Raw genomic sequence first — 22334 nt, forward strand, 5'->3', positions numbered from 1 at the left:
GTTCTTCGCCCCGCAGGCGCGACGAAACCCGCAGCGGACATCGCGCAAGCCCGCCGAGGCGGCCTGCGTCGCCGCCTCAGCGCTTGGCCGGCTTCAAGCCGTCCGGATCGGTCGCGTACACCGGGTCGGCCAGCCCCTGCAGGCTGCGCGCGCCGGCGTCGCCCTCGACTTCGAACACCACCACCTCGTTGCGGCCCCGGCGCAGCCAGGGCGCCGGCACGAACAGGGTCTGTTGCGGGCCGATCTTCCAGTAGCGGCCGAGGTGATGGCCGTTGACCCAGACGTGGCCCTTGCCCCAGCCGCGGGTGTCGAGGAAGGTGCTGCCGACGCGTTCGAGCTGGAAGCCGCCGCGCCAGAAACGCGAGCCGGCCGGCGCGCCGGCTGCGGTCTTGGCGTAGCGCAGGCCGGACAGGTCGCTCAGCGGCAGCGGGTAGTGGGTCCAGTCGTACAGCGCGCGGCCGCCGACCGAGACCGAGCGGGTGATGCCTTTGCGCTCCTCGTCCAGGCGCGTGCCGAAGTTGATCCGGCCCATGTTCTCGACCAACAGATCGAGCCGCTGGCCCGGCTTCAACCCGGCATCGAGTTCGCGCTCGCCGAAGCGGCGGTCCAGCGTGCCCGCAGGCGCGCCGTCGGCGAACACGCTGGCGTAGTCGCGCACCTCGTCGACGCTGAGCTTGCCCTGCGCGCCGGCCGGCACGGTGTTGCGGTAGAGCACGAAGCCGTAGTTCTGCTGCAGGTCTTCCATCGTCCGCGGCAGCTGCGCCGATACCGGCCGGCTCAACGCCGGCAACGCATCCCACAGCGATGCCGATTCGCTCAGGACGAAGCGCGGCACCGCGATGGTCGCCGCGGCCGGCGCAGGCAGCGGCGGCAAGGTCTCGCCGGCCGGCAGATGGCGGCCGATGACCTCGCGCAAGGCATGGAATTTCGGCGTGAGCCGACCGGCCTCGTCGACCGGCGCGTCGTAGTCGTAGCTGGTGGTATCGGGCTGGTAGGGCTGGTCGCGGCTGTAGTTCGCGCCGGCCATCCAGCCGAAGCTGGTGCCGCCGTGGAACATGTACAGGTTGAACGAGATGCCGCGATCGAGGAACCAGTCGACGGTGCGCGCGGCGCGCTCCAGCGGCGTGGTGTGGTGCTGCTCGCCCCAGTGGTCGAACCAGCCGGCCCAGTACTCGCCGACCATGCGCGGGCCGCCGGGACGGAAGGCCTTGAGGTGGGCGAACGCGGCTTCGGCGTCGGCGACGTCGCCGTCGAAGTTGATCACCGCGGCGACCTCGGGCAACGGGCCGCCTTCGAAGTAGTGCGGGCCGGCGCCGTCGGAGGTGAACAGCGGCAGGTCGAAGCCGGCCTCGATCATCTGTCGCTTGGCGGTGGCCATGTAGTCGCGGTCGCGGCCGTAGGAGCCGTATTCGTTCTCGACCTGCATCATCAGGATCGGGCCGCCGCGCGTGCTCAGCAGCGGGCCGAGTTCCTGGTGCACGCGGCGCAGATAGCGTTCGCCGGCGGCCAGGTAGCGCGGGTCCATGCTGCGCACGCGCAGTCCGGGCGTGCGCAGCAGCCAGGCCGGATAGCCGCCGAAGTCGAGCTCGGTGCAGATGTAAGGACCGGGGCGGACGATCACGTCCAGGCCTTCCTCGGCGGCGGTGCGCACGAACGCGGCGATGTCCAGATTGCCGCTGAAGTCGAAGCGGCCGGGTTCGGGTTCGTGCAGGTTCCAGAACACGTAGGTGGTGACCGTGTTGAGGCCCATGGCTTTCGCCTGGCGCAGACGTTCGCGCCAGAACTCGCGCGGTATGCGCGGATAATGCATTTCGCCGGAGCGGATCAGGTGCGGCCTGCCGTCGAGCAGGAAGCGGTCGCCGTCGATGGCGAAGCGCGGCGCGGCCGCGGCCTGCGTCGGCAGGGCGAGGGCCAGCCCGAGCAGGGCTGCGGCGAGAGAACGCGAAACGGACATCGACGACATGCGCGGAGGCTCCGGCCTAGCGGTTGGGGGATGACGTCAGCGCGGCGCGCGCCGTGCGGCCTCGGTCTCGCGCCAGGCCTGGTTGAAGCCGTGCGCGATCTGAGCGACCTGCGCGGCGCTGCGGCCGGGACGGTACAAACTGCCGCCGATGCCGAAGCCGGTCGCGCCGGCTTTGCGCCAAACTGCGAGGAGGTCGGTATGGATGCCGCCGACCGGCAGTACCGCGGCGTCGGCCGGCAACACCGCACGCGATGCGGCGAGCATGGCCGGACCCAGCGCGTCGGCCGGGAACAGCTTGAGTGCATCGGCGCCGGCGTCGAGCGCCGCCAGGCATTCGCTGGGCGTGGCGGCGCCGGGCAGGGCGAGCAGCCCCAGCGTTTTGGCGTAGCGGATCAGCGCCGGGTCGGTGTGCGGGCACACCATCAACCGTGCGCCGACCCGCGCCAACTCGTCGACTTCGGCCGCCCGGCGCACGGTGCCCGCGCCGAGCAGGATGTCGTCGCCGTAGCGACGCTGCAGGCGGGCGATGCTGTCGAAGGCGCCGGGCGAATTCAGGGGGACCTCGATCACCCGCCAGCCGGCGTCGACCAGCGCGTCGCCGACGCCGATCGCTTCGTCGGGGGTGATGCCGCGCAGGATCGCCACGAACGGCGAGTGCGCCAGCCATGTGCGCAGAGGAGGCTGGACAGGGGGGCGGATGTCGGCGTTCATACCAGTCCTGCCGCCTTCGCGATGCGCCACAGGCCATGGCAAAAGGCGGTGTCGCCTTCGATGATGTAGTGCGCGCAGCCGTAACGGCGCAGCGCCAGGGCGTAGGTGGCGGCGAGGCGTGCGCCGCCGATCACCGCGATTTCGCCGTCGGCGGCGGGGTCGCGGCCGACGCTCGCGGCCAGGCATTCGTAGCCGATCAGCAGGCCGGACAGGAAGGCCGGCAATTCCTCCGCCGGGGTCGCGTCGCGAACGTGGCGCGCGCGCACGCCGAACAATTGATGCAGCCAATCCGGACGCTCGCGCGCGGTGTCCAGGCCTCTGAGAAAACCGCGTTCCGACCAGGCTTGCGCGGGCAGGCCGCGGCCGATCAGGCTCTGATTCAACAGCAGCGCGTAAAGCTCGCCGGTGGGGTAGGTGGCGAAATCCACGACGGCGCCCCGGTCGAGTCCGATCCACTTGCTGTGGGTGCCCGGCGCGACCACGCGATGGGTTCCGGGCGGCACGCCGAGCGCCTGCGTCTCTTCGCCGCGCATCACGTCGGCGAAGCCGTCGCTGTCGCCGCTGACTCCGGGCACGATCGCGGCGCGCCGGCCGCGGAACGCCAGCGGCTGCAAGGCCGCGGCCAGGGCCGAGGCGTCGGCCGGCAGGGCCGCGTAGGGCGCCTCCTGCCAGCCGCTGCGCGCACCGACCATGCCGGCCAACAGGATCGGCGCGGTGCCGTCGTCGAGATCGGCGCCGAGCAATTCTTCCAGCGCCGCGGCGAACGCGTCCGGCGAGGCGAGACCGGCCATGCCGCTGGCGCTGGAGCGGGTGGCGATGATGCCGCCGAGTTCGTCGAAGGCATGCACGCGCAGGTGGGTCGAACCCCAGTCGACGCCGATCAGGGCGACCGCGCCGGGCGAGATTGCGGTGGGATCAGCGGCCATGTCTTTCCTCCTCGCGACGCAGAGCGCGGCCGCGTCGTTCGCCGGTGGCGCGGGCGTCGCGCAGCGCGCAAGCGCCGTCGACCCAGACCGCACGAATGCCGGCGGCCGCCTGCCGGGGTTCGGCATAGCTGGCTCGGTCGGCGATGGTGGCCGGATCGAACAGCACCAGATCGGCGGCCAGCCCCGGCGCGATGCGGCCGCGGCGTTTGAGGCCGAAGCAGTCGGCCGATAACGAAGTCATGCGCCGCACCGCCTCGGCGAGGTGGAACAGCCCCTCGTCGCGGCAGTAGTGGCCGAGCACGCGCGGGAACGCGCCCCACAGGCGCGGATGCGGGTGCGCGTCGTGCGGCAGGCCGTCGGAGCCGATCATGGTGCGGTCGTGGGCGAGCACCCGGCGCACGTCGTCTTCGCGCATCTGGAAATACACCGCGCCGGCCGGGTGCAGGCGGCGCGCGGCCTCCTTCTGATCAACGCCCCAATCGGCGGCGATCTCGGCCAGATCGCGTCCGGCCTGCTGCGGATGCGGCTGCGACCAGCTGACCAGGACGCGGATGACGCCGTCGACGTAATCCGGATCGAGTACGGTCGAGCCGGCCGTGTACGGATAGGCGTCGAGCCCGACCCAGTGCGAGCGCCGGCGCTGATCGATCCGCGCCAGGGTTTCGGCGCTGCGGCCCCAGTTGGCCGGTCCGGCGCACTTGTGGTGCGACAGCACCACCGGCGTGCGCGCCGCGACGCCGGCGTCGATGGCTTCGTCGAGCGCATCGAGCACGCCGTCGTACTCGTCGCGGATGTGCGAGGCGTAGACGCCGCCGCGCGCGCCGCTTTCCGCGGCGAGCGCGATCACCTCGCTGTTCGGCGCGGCCTGGCTGGGCCTGTAGAACAAGCCGCTGGACAAACCTATCGCGCCGGCGTCCAGCGCCTCGCGCAGGCGCGCGCGCATGCGTCCGAGTTCGGCTTCGTCGGCCGGCCGCGACAAGTCGGCGACCTCGGCGATGCGCAGGGTGGAATGGCCGACCAGTGCGGCGACGTTGACCGCCGGCCGTGCCGCATCGACCGCATCGAGGTAGTCGGCGAACCGGTCGAAGCGGAAATGCTCGCGGCCGCCGATCAGCGACAGCGGCGCGGGCGGCTCGCGGTCGGCCCGCCACGGCGCCAGGCTGATGCCGCAGTTGCCGGCGATCACCGTGGTCACGCCCTGGCTGAGCTTGTTGAACAGCCCGGGATCGTCGAGTACGGCACGGTCGTCGTGGGTATGCACGTCGATGAAGCCCGGCGCCAGGGCCAGGCCGTGCGCGTCCTCGCGCAAGCGTCCGCGCAGCGTGTGCGACGCGCCGATGGCGGCGATGCGCCCGCCGTCGACCGCGACGTCGCCGCGATAGGCCGGGCCGCCGCTGCCGTCGTAGATCCGGGCGTCGGCGACGACCAGCTCGTATTCGCGCGTCGGGTTCATGTCCGGCTCTGCGCCTGCAGGCGCTCCAACTCGGCCTTGGCGCGCCGCGCCTTCTCCAGCACGGCCGGCTGCTGGCGCAGGGCGACCGCGATCGCGAGCATGTCGATCACGGCCAGCTGCATCAGCCGCGATACGCCCGGCGAGTACTGGGTCGCCGCGCTGGACGGCGGCAGCAGCAGCGGTACGTGCGCGTCCCAGCCCAGCGGCGTGCCGGCCTGGGTCAGGGCGATGACCTGCGCGCCATGGTCCTTGGCGATGCGCACGCTGTCGTTGATCTCGGCGCTGCGCCCGGACAGCGAGATCGCGAACAACACATCGCCCGGATCGAGCATGCCCGCGGCCAGCCGCTGCAGATGCCCGTCGCTGTGCGCGGTGGCGGCGATGTCCAGGCGCAAGAAGCGCAGGAACGCGTCCTGCGCGACCACGCCGGAGCCCGATCCCACGCCGATGCAGCACACCCGGCGCGCGCCGGCGATCAGCGCCGCTGCGGCGTCGAGCGCGGCCGGATCGGTGCGTTCGCGCACGTCCTGCAAGGCCACGGAAATGCTGTCGCAGACCTTGTGCACCAAGGTCGCGGCGTCGTCGTCCTTGTCGATGGTCACCGCCTGGTAGGGCACGCCGACGGCCAGGCTGTGGGCGAGGCGGACCTTGAACTGGCGCAGCCCGTCGCAGCCGACGGCGCGGCAGAAGCGGGTCACGCTGGGCTCCGAGACCCCGGCGCGCGCGGCCAGCGCGCCGATGCTGGCGTGGATGGCGAAGTCCAGGTCGGCCAGCACGACCTCGCCGACCTTGCGCTCGGCCGGACGCAGTCGTCCGAGGGCGTCGCGGATCGCCGGAATCAGATTGTCGGACAAGGGCGCGCTCCTCAGAAGAAAGTGTTGATCGCGCCGGTGACGCGATAGCCGTCGTCGACCGTCAGCAGGACCGGCCATTTGTCGAAGGTGGTGCAGGGGTGCGAGATGCCGGTCGCTACCAGGTCGCCGATTTGCAGCGGGTGTTCCGGCGGCAGTTCCAGGTAGGCGTGCTGATCGTTCATCTTGGCGATGCGCGCCTCGCGCAACGGCCGCGGCGCGCCGTCGCCGGGGCGATGCCAGCACAGCGGCCTGGGCAGGTCGATGTCGTAGGAGGCGTCGCGCTTGCCCAGGGTCAGCAGGGCCAGGCCCGGCTCCGGGCGCGACTGCACCATGGCCCACACTTCCAGCGCCGGCTGCAGGCCATGGCGGAAGCTGGCGTCGTGGCGGGTGCGCATCTCTTGCTGGAGGCCGTGATAGAAGCCGTGGTCGGAGGTCAGATAGCAGCCCGAGCGCAGCACCCGCCGCAGCGGCCGGGAGCTGTGCCGCAGGCTGGCGAACGCGGCGGCGACGCGGTCGAAATAGGCCGAGCCGCCGGCGCTGAGCAGGATCTCTTCGCCGTCGAACAGCCGCTCCTCGTCGCAGTGGCGGGTCAGTTCGAGCAACTGCGCGAGCAGAGCGTCGACGCGTTGCAGATCGGCCTCGCGATCGGCGCCGACCCACAGCCCCTCGTAGCCCTCGATGCCGGCCAGGCGCAGTCGCGGCGCGGCGGCGACCTCGCGCGCCAGCGCGCGGGCGGCGTCCACGCCGCGCACGCCGGTGCGCCCCTGCGGCGCGCCGAGCTCCACCAGCACGGGCAGGCGGCGTTGCGGCGCGATCCGCTGCATCGTCTGCTGCAGGCGCTGCACGCCGGCGGACGAATCGACCAGCACCCAGGCTTCGAAAGCGGGATCGTCGCGCAGCAGCGCGGCCAGGCTTTCGATATCGGCCAGGGCGACCGGCTGGTTGGCCAGCAGCACGCGGCGCACCCCAAAACGGTACGCGATCTGCAGTTGCGGCACGGTGGCCAGGGTGATCGCCCAGGCACCGGCCTCGATCTGGGCCTGGAACAGTTGCGGGCTCATCGTGGTCTTGCCGTGCGGCGCCAGCAGTGCGCCGGCACGGGCGACGAAGTCGCGCATCCAGGCGATGTTGTGGGCGACGGTCGAATCGCGCAGTACGGCAACCGGATAGGACAGGCGGCCGTCGAGCACGTTGAGGCCGTGTCCGGCCAAGGCGCTCTGCTGTACCGGCGTCTGCAGCGCCAGTCCCTTGGTGCCGGGCAGCAACCATTGTTCGTGCAGGGCGCGCAATGCGTCGTTCATCGGTGCGGCGGCGCTCATCAGTAGGGCTCGAGGGTCAGTTCCGCCGCCATCAACCGATTGCCGGCCATCAGCCCGCCGTCCACCGGTAACACCGCGCCGCTGATCATCCGCGCCTGCTCCGACGCCAGGAACCAGGCCGCCTCGGCGACGTCCTGCGGAGCGGCGAAGTCGCCCAGCGGGTACCACTTGCGCAGGTCTTCGAACACCTGCGGGTGCTTGTCGGCGCGCGCCTGCCAGGCCGGCGTCTTGACCGTGCCGGGGCAGACCACGTTGGCGCGCACGCCGAAGCGGCCATACTCGATCGCGATCGAGCGGGCGTAGCTGATCAACGCCGCCTTGGCCGCGCTGTAGGCGGGATGGCCGAGCGCGGCCAGGCCGTTGACCGAGCCGATGAAGACCGCGTTGCCGCGGCTGGCCTTGAGCCCGTCGATGGCGGCCGTGATCGTGCAATAGCCGGCGTGCAAGTTGAATTCGACGTCGCGCCGCCACGAGTCGGCGCTGGTGTCGGCCAGGCTCAGGCTTTCGGCGCTGCCGGCGTTGGCGATCACTGCGCCGATCGGGCCGTGAGTCTGCAGGGTGGGCGCCAGCGATGCGCGCAAGGCGTCCAGGTCGGACAGCTCCGATGTGCCTGTCAGCACACTATCCGGATCGTAGCCTGCGGCCAGCTCAGCCAGCGCCGCGCCGTCGCGATCGTGAGCGAGCACGCGGTCGCCGCCGGCGACGAAGCGTGCGACCAGGGCCTGGCCGATGCCGCCGGCGGCGCCGGTGATCAGGGTCAGGCGGCGAGGGCGAGGGGACGTACTCATGCGCGTTCGGTTCCTGTGTTCTCAGTCGCACCGCCGCAACGTTCGGCCGAGCGCACGCAGGCGGTCGGGGCGAAGCAGGCCGTAGTTGTAGAAGGATATATCGGCGATGCCGGCCGCTTTGACCGCGTGCAGCGCCGCCTCCAGTTCGTGGCCATCGTCGAGATCGGGCGGGCCGGGACGCAGTATCGCGCGCACCCGGCCGGCTGCGCCGACCCGCTGCACGGTGTCGAACGCGTCGGCGGCCACGCGCGCGGCATTGGGTTCGTACAGCGGCACTTCGATCGCATCGGCCGCCTGGGCCAGCGCCGCCAGTTGGCTGCCCTCCAGCCAGGAGGAAGCGGTCGGCCGTTGTGCGGTCGGAATCACCACCACTTCGCGATCGCGCGGAACCGCGGCGCGTATCGCCGCAACCAGCTCGGCCACCCGGCGCTGGCGCAGCTTGAGATACGCCGACAGTTGCGGCATATCCAGCAGGTCGGCCATCAGCCAGCTCGCGGCCTGGTCGGCGCCGGCGTCGATGGGCGCGCCGAGATAGGCATCGACGCGACTGCGCACGCGCGCGGACAGGGCGTCGGCGTCGAGGTCGGCGGTGATCGCCAGGCGCCGGCAATCGGCACAGAAGCACAGTCCCAGCAGAGTTTCCAGCCACAGATTGCCGCGCACCTGGATGAACTCGCAACGGTGTCCATGCGCGTACGGCAACCAGTTCGGCGTTTCCAGCACCAGCCCCTGCACCGGTTGCCGGGCGACATCGGTCGACAGCGCGACGGCATAGTCGAACACCGCCGGCGAGGACGGGCACAGGCTGTGGACGTAGGGGTCGCCCCAGGCATTGCGCACGACATGGCGGGGGTGGCGTTCGCCGAGGCGGCTGTTGTGCAGCAGCACGGTCCATGCGCGCACGGCGATGCGGCCGTCGTCGGCGAGATCGGCGGCGATGCGCAACAAGGCGGCATCGGAGTGCGCGAACGGAGCGATCTCGCCGTAGCGGTCCGGATCGGGTGCGAAGTAGGTGGCGCCGTCTTCGGGGAAGACCACGCGCCGGCCGGGGTGGTGCGGGCTGACGAACTTGCCGGCGTGGTAGCTCAACGCCAGGGTCACGCTGTCCAGGCCGAGCTCGCGCACCTGGGAAGCGAACTCGCGAGCGCCGCGTGCGGCCACGTCCCAGGGATAGGCGTACAGGGACCGGACCGGCGACCGCACCGTGCTCATCTGCGTTCCTTGTAAATTAGAAACAACTTGGCGACTGATCTTTCGATGATGGTATCAACCAAAAGAAAATAAAGGCATTGTGCGGTGCAAAATGCAAGAAGTGGTCGTGTAGGATACTTTCACATGACGGTGCTGGCGGTCCCGGTTCAATGGTCTGCGAAGCACATCAGTCGAAGCCTTCGTTGCGGCTTCCCGAGCTCGGGACCGCGGACGGCGGCGCGGCTGCTTCGTTCCATGCCCGCTGCCGGAGGCTTTCATGAGCGACACCGACGCCATCGTCCGTTACGGCCTGGAGCCCAGCGGCGCCGGGGGCCAGTCTCTGCCGTTCTCGCCGGCGGTGCGCGCCGGCGACTTCGTCTACATCTCCGGACAGGTGGCGATGAACGAGCGCGGCGAGATCGAGCCCGGCGGCATCGAGGCGCAGACCCGGCGCACGATGGAGAACGTCGGAAAAGCGCTGGCGCTGGCCGGCTGCGATCTGACGCAGGTGGTCAAGGTCACCGTCTGGCTCGACGATACCCGCGATTTCTGGAGCTTCAACCGCGTCTACCGCGAATACTTCGGCGACCGGCCGCCGGCGCGTTCGTGCGTGCGCGCGCAGATGATGGTCGACTGCAAGATCGAGATCGAAGCCGTCGCTTACGCCCCGCTTCCGCGCTGAGCCGCGAAACGGTTCCGCCGGCGCGCGACGCGCCGGATCGTTTCTCTCGCCGCCACGCATTTCCCGCCGCCCGGCGCTGCCCGCGCTTACGCCTTCCACCCCACCGCACCCGATCGAGGCTTCCTGCAATGAACCGACGCGACTTCCTCGCCACCTCCGCCACCGCGGGCACGTTGCTGGCCAGCAACGCGTTCACTCCGGCGTTCGCGCGTACCCGTTCGAAACTTCGCCTGGGCATGATCGGCACGGGCATGCGCGGCCAGGTGCTGCTGCGCGAGCTGGTGCGCCGCGACGACGTCGAAGTGGTGGCGCTTTGCGACATCGAACCGATCATGCTCGGGCGCGCGATGAAGATGATCGAGAAGGCCGGCCGACCCAAGCCCGCCACGTACGGCGAGCAGGGCCAGGACGCCTACCGCAAGATGCTCGACAAGGGCGGGCTGGACGGGGTGATCATCGCCACGCCCTGGGAGTTCCATGCGCCGATGGCGATCGCCGCCATGCAGGCGCGGATCGCGGTCGCCTGCGAGGTCGTGGCCGGCATCACCCTGGACGATCATTGGCAGGTCTTGCGCGTGCAGCAGAAGACCGGGACGCCCTACATGCTGCTGGAGAACGTCTGCTACCGCCGCGACGTGCTGGCGGTCCTGAACATGGTCCGCCAAGGCCTGTTCGGCGAGATCGTGCACCTGCAGGGCGGCTACCAGCACGATCTGCGCGCGGTCAAGTTCAACAGCGGCGACCCGGACAAGCTGATCAACGACGGCGTGGAGTTCGGTCCCAAGGCCTGGTCCGAGGCCCGCTGGCGCACCGAGCATTCGGTCGAGCGCAACGGCGAGCTGTACCCGAGCCACGGCATCGGCCCTTGCGCGATGGTCGCCAATATCCATCGCGGCAACCGCTTCACCTACCTCAGCTCGTTCGCCAGCAAGGCGCGCGGCCTGCACGACTACATCGTCAAGAAGGGCGGCGCGGACCATCCCAACGCCAAGATCAAGTTCAAGCTCGGCGACCTGGTCACGACCCAGATCGAATGCGAGAACGGCGAGACCATCCTGCTGCAGCACGACACCTCGTTGCCGCGCCCGTACTCGCTGGGCTTCCGCGTACAAGGCACCGACGGGCTGTGGATGGACGTCAACGATTCGATCCATATCGAAGGCAAGAGCAAGCCGCACGAGTGGGACCCGGCCGAAGCCTGGTTGCAGAAGTACGACCACCCGCTGTGGAAGCGCTATGCCCAGGCCGCTGCCGGCGCCGGCCACGGCGGCATGGACTATTTCGTGATCCATGCCTTCGTCGAGGCGCTCAAGGCCGGCGAGGCCATGCCGATCGATATCTACGACGCAGTCGCCTGGAGCGCGATCACGCCGCTGTCGGAGCAATCGATCGCCGAGCACAAGACGTTGGCGTTTCCCGACTTCACCGAGGGCAAGTGGAAGGACCGCAAGCCGATCTTCGCCTTCGACGACCGCTACTGAGGCTGCGTTTTCGCCGGGGCGGCGTATGCCGCTCCTGCGTGAAGCCTTCGGTCGGAAACCCTTGAAGCGCCGTTGACAGGTTCAAGTTCCCCGCCATAACCTTCAATAACCCTGTTGGAGGTTATCGGCGTGCGTCGTTCGGCCCGAACCGGCCTATCCAGACCCGACCGGCGTCCGCGCCCCGCGCCGGAGGCGGGCTGAGCTTGCGCCGTCGCGGCTTCCTGCTGGCGGGACTGGGCGCCACGACGCTGGCGCTCTCGCCCGCGCCTGCCGATGCGGTGTCGGACGGACCGCCCGCGCACCGCCTGCATGCCGGCAGCCGCCTGCTGTTCGTCAGCGGGCAGGTGCCGACCGATGCCGATGGCGCGGCGCCGGAGGATTTCGATGCGCAGTGCGCGCTGGCCTGGGACGGCGTGGAGCGGCAATTGGCCGCGGCCGGGATGGGGTTGCGGCATCTGGTCCGGGTCAACGTGTTCCTGGCCCGGGCCGGGGACCGCGGCCGCGAACGCGCGCTACGCCGGGCGCGTTTCGGCGACTGCGTGCGGCCGTCGGTCGGGGTGATCGTCACCGGCATTTACGACGAGGACTGGCGGATCGAGATCGAGGCCATCGCGCTGGCATAGGAATTCCGCCGGATCAGCGCGCGCCGCCGGGCCAGCCCTCATCGCGGTGCAGGGCGCGGTAGTCGCGCGGCGTCATCCCGACCGTGGCCTTGAACTGGCGCGCGAATGCGCTCTGGTCGGTGAAGCCGCAGGCCAGGCCGACCTCGGCGATGCGCGCCTCGCCGCACAGTTCGCGCATCGCCGCTTCGATGCGCAGTTTGATCAGGCTCTGTTGCGGGCTGAGCTGGAACACGCGCTGGAAGTGCCGCTCCAACTGCGCCACCGACAGGCCGGCCAACTGCGCCAGCGCGGCCACGCGCAGCGGCTCGGCGTAGTGCGCCTGCATGTGCGCGACGACCCGGCCGAGGCGTTCGAAGGTCGGGTCGCGGCCGTCCGGGGCGCCGAGGTCGCGCGACAAGCCGATCAGGCCGCGCCGGCCGCCGGCCAGCGGCAGCGGCCGCTTGCCGGTCAGGCACCAGCCCGGGCGGCGGTTGGGATACAGGTGCACTTCGAGCTGGTCTTCGATCGTGCCGCCTTCGAGCACACGCCGGTCCTGCTGGGCATAGCGCGCGGCGAGACGGGCCGGGAACACGTCCTCGACGCCGCGGCCGATCACGTCCTCGCGCCGCTTCAGGCCGAGCCGGCGTACCAGGGTCAGATTGGCGTGCGTGTAGCGGCCGGCCTCGTCCTTGACGAAGAACACCACGTCGGCGAGCGCGTCGCACAGGGTCTGCATCAGGTCGGCGTCGATCCGGACCGGTGGGGCGGGCAAGGCGGGCATCGTCGGCGGGCTTCGGAGGGCGTTGCGAATTATGCCGAATTCCGCATCCGTGGGCGGCAAGCCGCGCTAGACCGCCGACGGCCCCCGCCGCGAGCATGTGCGGCATGCATACCGTCCACGTCATCGACTCCCATACCGGCGGCGAACCGACCCGGGTCGTGGTCTCCGGCCTGCCCGATCTCGGCCCCGGCCCGCTGACCGCGCAACGCGACCGCTTCCGTGCCGAATTCGACCCTTGGCGGCGGGCGATCGCCTGCGAGCCGCGCGGCTCCGACACGGTGGTCGGCGCGTTGTTGCTGCCGCCGCAGTCGGCGCACGCCTGCGCGGCGACGATCTTCTTCAACAACGTCGGCACGCTGGGCATGTGCGGCCACGGCACCATCGGCCTGGTGCGCACGTTGCAGTACCTGGGCCGGATCGAACCCGGGCAGCATTACATCGACACCCCGGTCGGCACGGTCGGCGCACGGCTGCACGAGGACGGACGGGTGTCGATCGACAACGTCGAAAGCTGGCGCCATGCCGCCGACGTGCGCCTGGACGTGCCCGGCTACGGCGAGGTGCGCGGCGACATCGCCTGGGGCGGCAATTGGTTCTTCATCGTCCGCATCGACCGCCCCATCGCGCTGACGCACGAGCCCGAACTGCGTGCTTACGCCGAGGCGATCCGGCGCGCGCTGGGCGCGCAGGGCGTGACCGGCGCCGACGGCGCCGAGATCGATCACATCGAGTTGGAGACGGCTTCGCCGACGCCGGGGCTGGACGGGCGAAACTACGTGCTGTGTCCGGGCCTGGCTTATGACCGCTCGCCCTGCGGCACCGGCACCAGCGCCAAGCTGGCCTGCCTGGCGGCCGACGGCAAGCTCGCGCCGGAGCAGGTGTGGCGCCAGGAAAGCCTCATCGGCAGCGTGTTCGAAGGCCGCTATCGCTCCGGCGAGCGCGGCGTATTGCCGACCATCACCGGCAGCGCTCACGTCACCGCGCTCGCGCAATTGCTGATCGACCCGAACGACCCCTTCGCCTGGGGCGTGGTGGCGCGCTGAACGATGGCCGCATACGACCTCATCGTCATCGGCGCCGGCATCGTCGGCACCGCTTGCGCCGAACGTGCGGCGGCCGAAGGCCTGCGGGTGGCGGTGGTCGAGCCGGGCCCGGTCGGCGGCGGCGCGACCGCGGCGGCGATGGGGCATCTGGTGGCGATGGACGACGACCCCGCCGAGCTGGCGTTGTCGCGCTATTCGCTGCAGCTGTGGCAGCGCTATGCCGGCTTGGCCGACGCCGAGTTCAGCCGTTGCGGCACGTTGTGGGTGGCGCGCACGGCGCGCGAGTACGACGGCATCGCCGCCAAGATCGCGCGCCTGGCTGCGGCCGGGGTGCAGGCCAGGCAGATCGATGCCGAAGAGCTGTATCGCCTGGAGCCTGCCCTGGCGCCGGGGTTGCGCGGCGGCATGCTGGTCGCCGACGAGGCGGTGGTCTACCCGCCGCGGGTCGCGCTGCACTTGCTCGAACGTGCCCGCGCCGGCGGCGCCGACTGTCGGCTCGGCCGGCGCGCATCGGCGCTCAGCGCGCGAGGCGTGCGCCTGGACGACGGCAGCGAGCTGACCGGGCCGGTGCTGGTCGCGACCGGCTGCGCCCTGCCGGAACTGCTGCCGCAGCTGCCGATGCGCGCGCGTAAGGGGCATCTGGTCATCACCGAGCGCTATCCCGGACGGGTGCGGCATCAGCTGCTGGAACTGGGCTATGCCGACAGCGCCCACGGCGACGCCGACAGCAGTGTCGCTTTCAACGTACAGCCGCGCCCGACCGGGCAATTGCTGATCGGTTCCTCGCGCGAGTTCGGCGTCGAAGGGCGCGAGGTGTCGTGGCCGATGTTGCAGCGCATGCTCGAGCGCGCCTTCGAGTACCTGCCGATGTTGCGCGAGCTGCAGGCCTTGCGGGTCTGGACCGGTTTTCGACCGACCACGCCCGACGGGCGGCCTTACATCGGCGCCGTCGCCGACCGCGCGCACACCTGGGTCGCGGCCGGGCACGAAGGGCTGGGCGTGACCACGGCGCTGGGCACCGCGCAGCTGCTGATCGATCAGATGCTCGGCCGCGCGCCGCAGATCGACATGGCGCCGTTTTCGCCCGCGAGGAGTCTGCGATGAGCGCCAAGCTATGGCTGTGGGTCAACCAGGTCGCGGTCGACGTACCGGCCGGAGCCAACGTCGCTGCGGCGGTGGCGCGCGCCGGCGCGCATTTCCGCCGCTCCTGCGGCGGCGAGCCGCGCGCGCCCTTGTGCGGGATGGGCGTCTGCTTCGAATGCCGGGTCGAAATCGACGGCGTCGCGCATCGGCGCGCCTGTCTGGTGCCGGCGCGCGAGGGCATGCGGGTGCGCTGCGATGACTGACGCGCACGACGTCCTCATCGACGTGCTGGTGGTCGGCGCCGGCCCGGCCGGACTGGCCGCGGCGCGCGCGGCCGCTTCGCACGGCGCCCAGGTCGCGCTGGTGGATCTGCAGGCGCGCGCCGGCGGCCAGGTATGGCGGCCGGACGTACAGCGCGGCATCGCGCCGGGGCTGCATCGCGCCTTGGCCGAACTGGAACGGGGCGTACCGGTGCAATGGCATCTGGCGACGCAGGCCTTCGCGTCCGCCCCGGGACGTTTGTTGATCGAGCAGGAACAGGGCCTGCACGAACTGCGGTATCGCAGCCTCGTCCTGGCCACCGGCGCGCGCGAGCTGCTGCTGCCGTTTCCGGGTTGGACGCTGCCCGGCGCGAGCGGCGCCGGCGCTCTGCAGGCGCTGGTCAAGCAAGGCTGGCCGATCGCCGGTCGGCGCGTACTGGTGGCCGGCAGCGGCCCGTTGTTGCTGGCGGCGGCGGCCACCTTGCGTGCGCACGGCGCGCAGGTGCTGGCGATCTGCGAACAGGCGCCGGCTGCGTCGGTGCGCGGTTTCGCCGCACGGCTGTGGCGCTGGCCGGCCAAGCTGGCGCAGGCTGCGGCGCTGCGCGCGCGCCTGGCCGGCGTCCCGTACCGCTGCGGCGCCTGGGTGCGCGCGGCCTATGGCGAGCGCAAGGTGAGCGAGGTCGAGATCGAAACGGCGCGCGGCGTGGAACGGATCGCTTGCGACCAGCTCGCGGTCGGATACGGTTTGGTGCCGAACCTGGAACTCGCGCGCCAGCTCGGCTGCGCGACGGTGCCGCACGGCCGCCACGCGGCCGTGCGAGTCGACGCGCGCCAGGCGACCAGCGTGGCCGGCGTGTACGCGGCCGGCGAGGCCTGCGGCATCGGCGGCATCGACTGCGCGCGCATCGAAGGCGCGATCGCCGGACATCACGCCGCCGGCTTCGACGATGCGGCCCGCGCCCTGTACCCGCGCCGGCAACGCGCTCGCGGCTTCGCGGCGTTGCTGCCGGCGCACTTCACGGTCCGCGACGAAGTGCGCGCCTGCGCCACCGCCGACACCCTGGTGTGCCGCTGCGAGGACGTACCGCTGGCGCGCCTGCAAGGCTGGGCCGACGCGCGCGCGGCCAAACTCGCCACGCGGTGCGGCATGGGCAGCTGCCAGGGCCGAATCTGCGGGGCGGCTTTGGCCGAATTGAACGCATATCCCGTCTCTTCGGACTCGGCTGCGGGCGCATCCCTCATGCGACCGCCGCTGTTTCCGACCCGGCTGGCCGAATTGGCCCAGGCCGGATTTTCTCCCGCCGACGCGTCGGCATCCGTTGCTTCCACTTCCATCGCATCGCAAGGATCGACTTCATGAGCAATGCCCCGTTCTGGCGCGGCGTCATCCCCGCCATCACCACGCCCTTCGCCGCCGACGGCACGATCGACCACGCCTTCCTCGCCCACCATGCGCGGACCATGATCCAGGCCGGTTGCATCGGCATCGTGCCGCTGGGCTCGCTAGGCGAAGCGGCGACGCTGAGCTTCGAAGACAAGTGCGCGATCCTGCGCACCCTGGTCGAGGCGCTCGAAGGCAAGGCGCCGGTGATCCCGGGCATCGCCGCGCTGTCCACCGACGAGGCGGTGCGGCTGGCGCGCGAAGCCGAGAAGATCGGTTGCGCCGGCCTGATGGTGCTGCCGCCGTACGTGTACTCGACCGACTGGCGCGAAATGAAAGCGCACGTGGAGGCGGTGATCCGCGCCACTTCGCTGCCGTGCATGCTCTACAACAACCCGATCGCCTACAGGACCGATTTCGTGCCTGAGCAGATCGCCGAACTCGCCGCCGAGCTGCCCAACCTGCAAGCGGTCAAGGAATCCTCGGCCGACGTTCGCCGCTTCGCCGCGATCCGCGCCCTGCTCGGCGAGCGCCTGGAGCTGCTGGTCGGCATGGACGACGCGATCGTCGAAGGCGTGGCGATGGGCGCGACCGGCTGGATCGCCGGCCTGGTCAACGCCTATCCGCACGAATCGGTACGCCTGTTCGAACTGGCCCGCGACGGCGGCGCGCGCGCGGCGCAGGAGCTGTACGCCTGGTTCCTGCCGCTGTTGCGTCTGGACACCGTGCCCAAGTTCGTACAACTGATCAAGCTGGTGCAGGAACAGGTCGGCTTGGGCAGCGAACGCGTGCGCGCGCCGCGCATGGCCCTGGAGGGCGCCGAGCGCGCCGCCGCGCTGGTGGTGATCGAGCGCGCTGCCGCCACCCGGCCGGTCCGCTGATGGACGCGCGCGCAGACGTCCTGCTGGAAGGCCGCTGGCAGCCTTCGCGCGACGGTGTCGGCGAGTTCCGTCCCACCGATCCCGCCACGGGCGAAGCGCTGGCGCCGACGTTCCCGGTGTCCGGCGCCGGCGACGCGCAGGCGGCGCTGGCCGCGGCCTGCGCGGTCGCCGACGAGTTGGCCGCGGCCGATCCGCAGCGCATCGCCGCCTTCCTCGACGGCTATGCCCAGGCGATCGAGGACGATGCGGCGGAGTTGGTCGCGCTGGCCCATCGCGAGACCGCCTTGCCGGTCGAGCCGCGTCTGGCCCAGGTCGAGCTGCCGCGCACCACCGGCCAGTTGCGACAGGCCGCACGCGCGGCGCGCGAGTACGCCTGGACCGAGCCGACCATCGATACCGTCGCCGGCTTGCGCTCGCATCTGGCGCCGTTGAACAAGCCGGTGCTGGTGTTCGGGCCGAACAATTTTCCGTTCGCCTTCAATGCGGTGGCCGGCAGCGATTTCGCTTCGGCGATCGCCGCGCGCAACCCGGTGATCGCCAAGCTGCATCCTTCGCATGCGGCGACCGGACGGCGCCTGGCGCAGCTAGCGCATCGCGCCTTGCTCGACGCCGGCCTGCCGGCGGCGTCGGTGCAGGCGCTGTACCAGCTTCGCCACACGGAAGGCCTGCGCCTGGCCGGCGACCCGCGGATGGGCGCGATCGCCTTCACCGGCGGCCGCGGTACCGGGCTGGCGCTGAAGGCGGCGGCGGACGCGGCCGGCGTGCCGTCCTATTTGGAGCTGTCCAGCCTCAACCCGGTGTTCCTGTTCGAAGGGGCGTTGCGGGCCCGCGGCGCGGCACTGGCGCAGGAGTTCGTGGGTTCGTGCACGCTCGGCGTCGGCCAGTTCTGCACCAACCCCGGCTTGCTGGTGGTGCCGCGGGGCGCGGCCGGCGACGCCTTCGTCGCGGCCGCGGCCGAGCGCATGGCCGCCGCGCCGGGAGGGGCGGTGTTCTCGCAGGGAGTGCGCGATCACTACCTGAGCGCCTTGGCGCAGTGGCGCAGTCTGGGCGCATCCGCGCTGGCGGGAGACGCGCCTGCCGATGGTCCCGGTTATCGAGTGCGTCCGGCGCTGTTCTGCATCGACGCAGCGCAATTCCTGACGAAGCCTGGACTACAGACCGAGGCATTCGGCCCGGCGAGCCTGATCGTGCGCACGGCCGATGTCGCCGAAGCGGTCGCGGTGATCGGCGCGCTCGACGGCCAGCTCACCGGCACCCTCTACGCGGACGCCGAAGATCGCGCCGCGCGCGACGCGGTCGCGGCGGCGCTGCGGCCGAAGGTGGGGCGCCTGATCGGCGGCCGCATGCCGACCGGAGTCGCAGTGAGCGCGGCGATGAACCACGGCGGACCGTACCCGAGCACCGGTCACCCCGGTTTCACCGCGGTCGGTCTGCCGGCGGCGATCCGGCGTTTCGCTGCGCTGCATTGCTACGACCACATCGACGACGGACATCTGCCGGTCGAACTTCGCGATCGCGGCCCGGCTGGAATGATGCGCAAGATCGACGGACACTGGACCGCCTCGGCGGTGGGAGAATCGGCATGAGCCAGATCGGCGGTTTGACCCTGGAGCAGGCGCGGGCGCAACTGGCGCCGTGGAGCGAACGTGCGCCGGCGATCGGCGCCGCCGAATACCAGCAGCGCATCGAGCGCGCCCGCGCGCTGATGCGCGCACAAGGGCGCGATGCGCTGCTGATCGGCGCAGGCACCTCGCTGCGCTACTTCGCCGGTGTGCCCTGGGGCGCGAGCGAGCGCCTGGTGGCGCTGCTGCTGACGCTGGACGGCGATCCGGTGCTGATCGCGCCGGGGTTCGAAGCCGGTTCGCTGTCGCACGTGCTGCACATCCCGGCGCAGCCGCGGTTGTGGGAGGAACACGAAGACCCTCATGCGCTGGTCGCGACGACCTTGCGCGAGCGCGGCGCGAGCCGGCTGGCGCTGGACCCCGGCGCGGCGTTCGCGATCTACGCCGGCCTGCGCGCGGCGGCGCCGAACCTGGACATCGCCGACGCGACGGCGATCGTCGACGGGTGCCGCGCGCGCAAATCGCCGGCCGAGTTGGCGCTGATGTACCAGGCGACGGCGATGACCCTGCAGGTACAGCGGCTCGCCGCCGGCCTGGCCGAGGAAGGCGTGACCACCACGGTGCTGCGCCGCTTCATCGACGAGGCCCATCGCGCGCTCGGCGCCGACAACGGCTCGACCTTCTGCATCGTCCAGTTCGGCGAGGCCACCGCGTACCCGCACGGCATCCCCGGCGAGCAAAGCCTGCGCGAGGGCGAATTGGTGCTGATCGACACCGGCTGCGCGGTGCAGGGCTATCAGTCCGACATCACCCGCACCTACATCTGCGGCCGCGCCGACGCCGAGCAGACCCGGATCTGGGAACTGGAACGCGAAGCGCAGGCGGCGGCCTTCGCCGCGGTCCGCCCCGGGGTCAGCGGCGAAGCGGTCGACCGCGCCGCCCGCCAGGTGCTGGAGCGCGCCGGCCTGGGCCCGGACTACCGCCTGCCGGGCCTGCCGCACCGCACCGGCCACGGCTGCGGCATGAGCGTGCACGAGGCGCCCTACCTGGTGCGCGGCAATACGCTGGGCCTGGAAAGCGGCAATTGCTGCTCCAACGAGCCGATGATCGTGGTGCCGAACCGCTTCGGGGTCCGGCTGGAGGACCATTTCCATGTCACCGAGGACGGCGCGCGCTGGTTCACCCAGCCTTCGCCGGCGATCGACCGGCCGTTCGCGGACTGAGCCGGAGCGCCGCGGCTGCGGCGGGCGTTTCCGGCCCGCGCGCGCCGCGCGCTGCGTAGGGACACTGCAGGCCCACCCGCGCTGCCTACGGGGCGGACACTTCAGGCACACTCGCGCTGCGCGCGGGGCAGACACTTCAGGCACATCCGCGCTGCGCGCGGATGAAGCATGATCCACGCTTCCGTGTCCCGCTATCGAGTCCCGCGATGACCCCGAGCCGCCCCCGCTACCTGCGCGCCTCCCGCGCTGCGTTTACCGTCGCCCTGTCGCTCGCGCTGGGCGCGTTGCCGGCGTTCGCCGCCGAGCCCGCTGCCGAGTCCGTCGCCGCGCAGCGCAGCGAAGACGCGGTCGGCGCACGCTTCAAGGCGCTGTACACCCGCGAATGGAAATGGCGCCAGGCCCAGTTCGCCGGCGGCGACGACGAAGACGTGCAGGGCCAGCCCTCGGACAAGCTGCCCAAGGTCGACCCGGCCAGCCAGGCCGCGCGCGAGCGCTACTGGGCGCAGGTGATGGAGGAACTGGACGCGATCGACAAGTCGCAGCTGCGCGGCGAGGACCCGGTCAACTACGAGGTGTTCCGCCAGCAGATCCAGAGCCTGCTCGCCAACCAGCGCCTGCGCAGCTGGGAAATGCCGTTCAACAGCGACAGCGCGTTTTGGACCAACCTGGGCTTCACCGCGCGCCGGCCGATCCGCGACGCCGAAGGCTATCGCCGCTACCTCGGCCAGTTGCGCGACATCCCGCGCTACTTCGACGAACAGATCGCCAACATGCGCGCCGGGCTCGACCGCGGCTACAGCGTGCCGCGCGCGACCCTGGGCGGGCGCGACGTCTCGATCAAGGAAGTGCTGGACGCCAAGCTTGAGGACAACCTGTTCTACACCCCGTTCAAGCAGATGCCGGCCAACCTGCCGGCGGCGGAACAGGCGCGGCTGCGCGCCGAGGCCGCGCGCGCGATCGACGAGGCGGTCTTGCCGGCGTATCGCAAGCTGCTCGCGTTCATGCGCGAGGAATACATGACCCGCGCACGCACCACCCTGGCCGCCGAGGCCCTGCCCGACGGCGAGGCGCTGTACCGGGCGAAGATCCGCGAATACACCACGCTCGACCTGGCGCCGGCGCAGATCCACGAGATCGGCCTGGCCGAAGTGGCCAAGATCCGCGCGCAGATGGACCAGACCATCGCCAAGACCGGCTTCAAGGGCAGTTTCGCCGAATTCCTGCACTACCTGCGCACCGACCCCAAGTTCTATCCCAAGACCGGCGACGAGCTGCTGATGCGCGCGTCGTGGCTGGCCAAGCGCGTCGACGGACAGATCGGCGAGCTCATCGGTCTGTTGCCGCGCCAGCGTTTCGCGATCAAGCCGGTGCCGCCGGACCTGGCGCCGTTCTACACCGCCGGCCGCGGCGGCCGCGATGTGTACTTGCTCAATACCTACGACCTGCCGTCGCGGCCCTTGTTCAACCTGGCCGCGTTGACCCTGCACGAATCGGCGCCGGGGCATTCGCTGCAGACCTCGCTGGCCGCCGAACACGAGGGCCTGCCGGACTTCCGCCGCTACACCTATATCTCCGCCTATGGCGAGGGCTGGGCGCTGTATTCGGAGAAGCTCGGCATCGAGATGAACCTGTACGACACGCCGTACGATTACTTCGGCTATCTGACCTACCAGATGTGGCGGGCCAGCCGGCTGGTGGTCGATACCGGCGTGCACCACCTGGGCTGGAGCCGCGAGCGCGCCCAGGCCTTCCTGCGCGACAACACCGCGCTCAGCGAGCACGAGATCCAGACCGAAGTCGACCGTTACATCGGCTGGCCGGGACAGGCCTTGTCGTACTACCTCGGGCAGATGAGCATCGAGCGCTCGCGGGCCAAGGCCGAGCAGGCGCTGGGCCGGGATTTCGACATCCGCGCCTTCCACGACGCGATCCTGGCCCTGGGCTCGGTACCGTTGCCGGTGCTGGAGCAGCGGGTGGACCGGTTCATCGTCGAGAGCCGCGAGAAGGCGGCGGCGAAGCAGGCCAAGGCGGCCGGTGCGGACAGCGGCAAGGCGGGAGCCGGCGGCGGCAGGCGCTGATCGTCGGCGGCGTTCCCCCTCCCTTTGAAAAAGGGCGCGGGGGACGGGCTTCTGGTGCCATCGGGCCGCGCG

At 71.0% G+C, this 22334-nt stretch carries 20 protein-coding genes; 11 read left to right on the top strand and 9 right to left on the bottom strand.

Going from position 1 to position 22334, the window contains the following annotated elements; genetic code table 11:
- Positions 1-76 precede the first annotated feature (76 nt).
- From TX83_RS02435 to TX83_RS02470, 8 genes are read right to left on the bottom strand one after another with little or no spacing between them, the layout of a single operon-like run.
- Complete coding sequence (locus TX83_RS02435; protein ID WP_064746329.1) at positions 77-1963, bottom strand: glycoside hydrolase family 35 protein; 1887 nt, start codon at positions 1961-1963, stop codon at positions 77-79.
- A 36-nt stretch (positions 1964-1999) separates the two neighbouring features.
- A complete protein-coding gene (locus TX83_RS02440; RefSeq protein WP_064746330.1) occupies positions 2000-2674 on the bottom strand; it encodes a 2-dehydro-3-deoxy-6-phosphogalactonate aldolase in 675 nt (224 codons plus the stop codon).
- Positions 2671-3600, bottom strand: a complete 930-nt coding sequence (locus tag TX83_RS02445; RefSeq protein ID WP_064746331.1) for a 2-dehydro-3-deoxygalactonokinase — start codon at positions 3598-3600, stop codon at positions 2671-2673. The genes TX83_RS02440 and TX83_RS02445 overlap by 4 nt, the downstream gene beginning before the upstream one ends.
- Entirely contained in the window at positions 3590-5053 is a 1464-nt protein-coding gene (locus TX83_RS02450) for an N-acyl-D-amino-acid deacylase family protein (RefSeq protein ID WP_064746332.1), read from the bottom strand. The genes TX83_RS02445 and TX83_RS02450 overlap by 11 nt, the downstream gene beginning before the upstream one ends.
- Positions 5050-5907 (bottom strand): MurR/RpiR family transcriptional regulator, encoded by an 858-nt coding sequence (locus TX83_RS02455; protein WP_222423706.1) that lies wholly within the window; start codon positions 5905-5907, stop codon positions 5050-5052. The genes TX83_RS02450 and TX83_RS02455 overlap by 4 nt, the downstream gene beginning before the upstream one ends.
- 11 nt (positions 5908-5918) lie before the next feature.
- Positions 5919-7226, bottom strand: a complete 1308-nt coding sequence (locus TX83_RS02460) for an amino acid deaminase (protein ID WP_064746333.1) — start codon at positions 7224-7226, stop codon at positions 5919-5921.
- Positions 7226-8014, bottom strand: a complete 789-nt coding sequence (locus tag TX83_RS02465; protein ID WP_064746334.1) for an SDR family oxidoreductase — start codon at positions 8012-8014, stop codon at positions 7226-7228. The genes TX83_RS02460 and TX83_RS02465 overlap by 1 nt, the downstream gene beginning before the upstream one ends.
- 21 nt (positions 8015-8035) lie before the next feature.
- Entirely contained in the window at positions 8036-9226 is a 1191-nt protein-coding gene (locus TX83_RS02470; RefSeq protein WP_064746335.1) for a hypothetical protein, read from the bottom strand.
- Positions 9227-9482: 256 nt separating this feature from the next.
- Between TX83_RS02470 and TX83_RS02475 the strand changes: the two genes are divergently transcribed.
- The 3 genes from TX83_RS02475 to TX83_RS02485 all read left to right on the top strand — a co-directional run bounded on the left by TX83_RS02475 (position 9483) and on the right by TX83_RS02485 (position 11991).
- The gene (locus TX83_RS02475; RefSeq protein WP_064746336.1) at positions 9483-9887 is read left to right on the top strand and encodes a RidA family protein; all 405 of its coding nucleotides are present in this window, start codon (positions 9483-9485) and stop codon (positions 9885-9887) included.
- A 128-nt stretch (positions 9888-10015) separates the two neighbouring features.
- Complete coding sequence (locus tag TX83_RS02480; RefSeq protein WP_064746337.1) at positions 10016-11368, top strand: Gfo/Idh/MocA family protein; 1353 nt, start codon at positions 10016-10018, stop codon at positions 11366-11368.
- Positions 11369-11571: 203 nt separating this feature from the next.
- Entirely contained in the window at positions 11572-11991 is a 420-nt protein-coding gene (locus TX83_RS02485) for a RidA family protein (protein WP_186442496.1), read from the top strand.
- Between the two features lie 13 nt (positions 11992-12004).
- Here the strand turns inward: TX83_RS02485 and TX83_RS02490 are convergent, their stop codons facing one another.
- Positions 12005-12706 carry an AraC family transcriptional regulator gene (locus TX83_RS02490; protein WP_079248002.1) on the bottom strand — a complete coding sequence of 234 codons (702 nt, stop codon included), beginning with the start codon at positions 12704-12706 and terminating at the stop codon, positions 12005-12007.
- A gap of 149 nt (positions 12707-12855) precedes the next feature.
- Here TX83_RS02490 and TX83_RS02495 point away from each other — a divergent pair, with 149 nt between their 5' ends.
- The 8 genes from TX83_RS02495 (at position 12856) to TX83_RS02530 (ending at position 22262) form a co-directional block, all read left to right on the top strand.
- On the top strand, positions 12856-13794 hold the full coding sequence (locus tag TX83_RS02495) for a proline racemase family protein (protein WP_064746363.1): 939 nt from the start codon (positions 12856-12858) through the stop codon (positions 13792-13794).
- 3 nt (positions 13795-13797) lie between these two features.
- Complete coding sequence (locus tag TX83_RS02500) at positions 13798-14898, top strand: NAD(P)/FAD-dependent oxidoreductase (protein WP_064746339.1); 1101 nt, start codon at positions 13798-13800, stop codon at positions 14896-14898.
- On the top strand, positions 14895-15140 hold the full coding sequence (locus TX83_RS02505) for a (2Fe-2S)-binding protein (RefSeq protein ID WP_064746340.1): 246 nt from the start codon (positions 14895-14897) through the stop codon (positions 15138-15140). Before TX83_RS02500 ends, TX83_RS02505 begins: the two co-directional genes overlap by 4 nt.
- Complete coding sequence (locus tag TX83_RS02510; protein ID WP_075574947.1) at positions 15133-16497, top strand: NAD(P)/FAD-dependent oxidoreductase; 1365 nt, start codon at positions 15133-15135, stop codon at positions 16495-16497. Before TX83_RS02505 ends, TX83_RS02510 begins: the two co-directional genes overlap by 8 nt.
- Positions 16494-17399, top strand: coding sequence for a dihydrodipicolinate synthase family protein (locus TX83_RS02515; protein ID WP_064746341.1), 906 nt, complete (start codon positions 16494-16496; stop codon positions 17397-17399). The genes TX83_RS02510 and TX83_RS02515 overlap by 4 nt, the downstream gene beginning before the upstream one ends.
- Positions 17399-18985 carry an aldehyde dehydrogenase family protein gene (locus TX83_RS02520; protein ID WP_064746342.1) on the top strand — a complete coding sequence of 529 codons (1587 nt, stop codon included), beginning with the start codon at positions 17399-17401 and terminating at the stop codon, positions 18983-18985. Before TX83_RS02515 ends, TX83_RS02520 begins: the two co-directional genes overlap by 1 nt.
- Positions 18982-20184 (top strand): M24 family metallopeptidase, encoded by a 1203-nt coding sequence (locus TX83_RS02525; RefSeq protein ID WP_064746343.1) that lies wholly within the window; start codon positions 18982-18984, stop codon positions 20182-20184. The genes TX83_RS02520 and TX83_RS02525 overlap by 4 nt, the downstream gene beginning before the upstream one ends.
- A gap of 206 nt (positions 20185-20390) precedes the next feature.
- A complete protein-coding gene (locus TX83_RS02530; RefSeq protein ID WP_064746344.1) occupies positions 20391-22262 on the top strand; it encodes a DUF885 domain-containing protein in 1872 nt (623 codons plus the stop codon).
- The last annotated feature ends 72 nt before the right edge of the window (positions 22263-22334 follow it).

It is taken from the genome of Lysobacter antibioticus HS124 (assembly GCF_000336385.2).
GTDB classification, from domain to species: domain Bacteria; phylum Pseudomonadota; class Gammaproteobacteria; order Xanthomonadales; family Xanthomonadaceae; genus Lysobacter; species Lysobacter firmicutimachus.